Consider the following 3,732-nt stretch of genomic DNA (forward strand, 5'->3'; position numbering starts at 1 on the left):
GAATGCCCAGAACGGCCAGCAGTTGAACCTGAGCGCTATCGGCAATTCGCCGCTGGCGGAGCAGGTCAAAACCAAGGCCTGCGACCTCGTCCTGAAACAAGGCGCCAGCTTCCTCTCCTGACCCCGCACCCACTCGCCGCCAGCGCGGGTGGGTTCTTTTTTTACGCATTACGCGCAAGGGTATTTTATTTAAAAATACGCAACTATTCATTTTTGCAAAACAATAATAATGTAATAATGAACCAGGTGCTGTGTAATATTAAACATCCCTCGCAGATTTCCTTTTTATTTACAGTCCCTGTTTCTTTCCAGATATGTGATGCAGACAGAAAAAACGCACTGTCAAAAAAATAAATAAACCCTCGTCATCCCTCTTTCAACACCGGGGCGTGGTAAGTGTGGCGTCACATAATACTTTGCCTATTAATGTGATAGTGAATGGACTATTGGATGTACTCATAACGCCAGATATTGTTAATACAATTTCTGACCACCCATTCTGACCCCAGACGAGAGCATTATCACGGGGTGGATGCGGGATGCATGTCCTGAGCAAAAAATTAAACGCGTGCTGCAAGGGCATCTCTCCATGGACAAGCCTTTACCACTAAAAGACGAGGAGAGTAATATGAGTAATAGCCACAATATTGTTCGCTGTACTACCCCAACCAAATTGTTGTTCATCCTGACATCACTCAGTATCAGCCCAATGCTCTATGCCGATACACTGACACGCGATAATGGCGCCCCCGTCGGGGATAACCAAAATTCGCAAACCGCAGGGGCCAATGGTCCGGTGCTATTGCAGGATGTCCAGTTATTACAAAAATTGCAAAGGTTCGACCGCGAACGAATTCCTGAACGTGTCGTACATGCCCGGGGCACCGGAGCATACGGTGAATTTACGGCCACAGCAGATATCTCCGACCTGAGTAGGGCGAAAGTATTCACGACTGGCGCGAAAACCCCGGTATTTGTCCGATTCTCAAGCGTTGTTCACGGTAACCACTCGCCTGAAACGCTACGAGATCCTCGTGGTTTTGCGACAAAGTTTTATACATCCGAAGGTAACTGGGATCTGGTGGGCAATAACTTCCCAACCTTCTTTATTCGTGATGCGATTAAATTTCCGGATATGGTACATGCCTTTAAACCGGACCCACGGACGAATCTCGATGACGACGCCCGCCGTTTTGATTTCTTCTCCCATGTACCTGAATCAATTCGTACATTAACGCTGCTTTACTCTAACGAAGGTACCCCTGCCTCCTACAGAAATATGGACGGTAACAGCGTTCATGCCTACAAACTGGTCAACAGCAAGGGCGAAGTTCATTACGTCAAGTTTCACTGGAAAACGTTGCAAGGGATAAAGAACCTTGATCCGCAACAGGTTGAGCAGGTACAGGGTAAAGACTATAGCCATATGACGCACGATCTGGTCACGGCGATAAACCGGGGCGATTTCCCCAAATGGGATCTCTATATTCAGGTTCTGAAGCCATCGGACCTGGCGACGTTTGATTTTGATCCCCTGGATCCCACAAAGATTTGGCCGGGCATTCCAGAACGGAAAATTGGTCAGATGGTGCTGAATAAGAACCCGGAAAACGTCTTCCAGGAAACAGAGCAAGTCGCCATGGCCCCCTCTAACCTGGTGCCCGGTATTGAACCTTCAGAAGATAAATTATTGCAGGGACGTTTGTTTGCCTATGCCGATACCCAGATTTACCGCATTGGGGCAAACGGTTTAAGCCTGCCAATAAACCGCCCGCACTCCCCGGTTAACAACATTAATCAGGATGGCAGTCTGAACAGCGGTAAGCAGCAGGACAAAGGCGTAAATTACCAACCCAGTCGTCTATATCCACGCGAAGAGCTGACGTCGGCGCGTTACAGCCAGACAATGCTGACAGGCACCACCCAGCAGACAAAAATTCAGCGCGAGCAGAACTTCAAACAGACCGGGGAACTCTATCGTTCCTACAGTAAAAAAGAGCAGGACGATTTAGTCAACAGCCTGGGATCATCGTTGGCGGGCACCGATACGGAAAGTAAAAACATCATGCTTTCCTATTTCTACAAAGCCGACAACGAGTACGGCACCCGATTAACGCAGGTTGCAAAAGGCGATCTGGCAACCGTACAGAAGTTAGCCGCCACCCTCGTTGACTAAACCGGGATACCTTGCCCCCGCAGCGTTATCCGCGTGCGGGGGCAAGCCCTCGCTGCAAGGACAATGTGATGAAAACCGCGTATTGGTTAGCCTGCCTGTTCGCAGGTGTGATATCGGTAGTACCCGCATCAGATGCCGCCACGGAAAAAGAGATCAAACAACAGCTGGATGATTACCTGTGGAATGCCGCCCGTGAGGGCAACAGCGACGTGATAGATGCGTTAATTGCGGGAAAATATAATCTTAACGCGCAGGATAGCCAGGGTTATACCGCCGTGATACTCGCCGCGTATCATGGCCACAACACGGTCGTTGAAAAATTGCTCGGCGCTGGCGCAGACCCCTGTATACGCGATAAGCGCGGCAACACGGCCCTCATGGGAGCCATCTTTAAAGGCGAAGTGCGTATCGCCCGCAGACTACTTGCAGCCAGCTGTAACCCGGACACGCGTAACAACGCCGGACAAACGGCTGCGATGTATGCCTCGCTGTTCCAGCGAAATGAATTGCTGGCTGAACTGAAAGCCAAAGGTGCGGATATGGACGCCACGGATATCAACGGCAACAACGTGTCCTCTCTGGCGGAAGGGGTCATTAACGGCCAGTAATAGCGGCCTTATCCGCCATGCCGACGCCTCGCTCCCTCTTTAGGTCGATTCTGGATTTAGGCACACTTAAAAGACGATAAAATTGCCACAAAGTGTCGTTGCAATTACATTGTCTGGTCGAAAAAACGACTAACTGCCAGCTGAGGGCTGGCGCCTCTGAGGGTGTGCTGTGTCTGGGTTGATTTCTATCGCTCTGTTTCTTGCTTCCGTTGTCATTTACGCCTGGAAAGCGGGCCGTAACACCTGGTGGTTCGCCGCCACGCTTACCGTGTTAGGGCTGTTTGTGGTCCTGAATCTGACGCTGTACGCCAGCGATTACTTCACGGGCGATGGAATCAATGATGCCGTCGTGTATACGCTCACCAACAGCCTGACCGGCGCAGGTGTTAGTAAGTACATACTTCCAGGCGCTGGCCTGACGCTGGCCCTGATGCTGGTGTTTGGCGGCCTCGGCTGGCTGCTGCGCCGCCGCCGTCATCATCCGCACCATTTCGGTTACAGCCTGCTGGCGCTCTCCCTGGCGCTGCTGTCAGTCGACGCCAGCCCGGCGTTTCACCAGATTAGCGAGCTGGTTAAATCGCAGTCCCGCGAGGGCGATCCGGATTTCGCTGCCTATTACAAAGAGCCGTCAAAAACCATCCCCAACCCGCAGCTCAACCTGGTGTATATCTACGGCGAGAGCCTGGAGCGCACCTACTTTGACAACGACGCCTTCCCCAACCTGACGCCGGAGCTCGGCGCCCTGAAGGAAGAAAGCGTCGATTTCAGCCACACCATGCAACTGCCGGGCACCGATTACACCATTGCCGGGATGGTCGCCTCCCAGTGCGGCATACCGCTGTTCGCGCCGTTTGAGGGCAACGCGTCGGCCTCCGTCTCCAGCTTCTTCCCGCAAAACGTCTGCCTTGGCGATATCCTGAAGAACTCCGGCTATGAAAACTACTTTAT

At 51.8% G+C, this 3,732-nt stretch carries 3 protein-coding genes and 1 pseudogene; all 4 read left to right on the forward strand.

Going from position 1 to position 3,732, the window contains the following annotated elements; genetic code table 11:
- The coding region (locus JO226_RS07660; RefSeq protein ID WP_293546226.1) for a DUF2501 domain-containing protein at positions 1–121 on the forward strand (121 nt) is incomplete at its 5' end.
- Between the two features lie 507 nt (positions 122–628).
- Complete coding sequence (katB, locus tag JO226_RS07665) at positions 629–2,176, forward strand: catalase KatB (RefSeq protein ID WP_293546228.1); 1,548 nt, start codon at positions 629–631, stop codon at positions 2,174–2,176.
- A gap of 68 nt (positions 2,177–2,244) precedes the next feature.
- A complete protein-coding gene (locus JO226_RS07670) occupies positions 2,245–2,784 on the forward strand; it encodes an ankyrin repeat domain-containing protein (RefSeq protein WP_293546223.1) in 540 nt (179 codons plus the stop codon).
- A gap of 169 nt (positions 2,785–2,953) precedes the next feature.
- A pseudogene (locus JO226_RS07675) lies at positions 2,954–3,732 on the forward strand (phosphoglycerol transferase I); the annotation flags it as partial.

The organism is Pluralibacter sp., from assembly GCF_019237635.1.
GTDB lineage: Bacteria > Pseudomonadota > Gammaproteobacteria > Enterobacterales > Enterobacteriaceae > Enterobacter_B.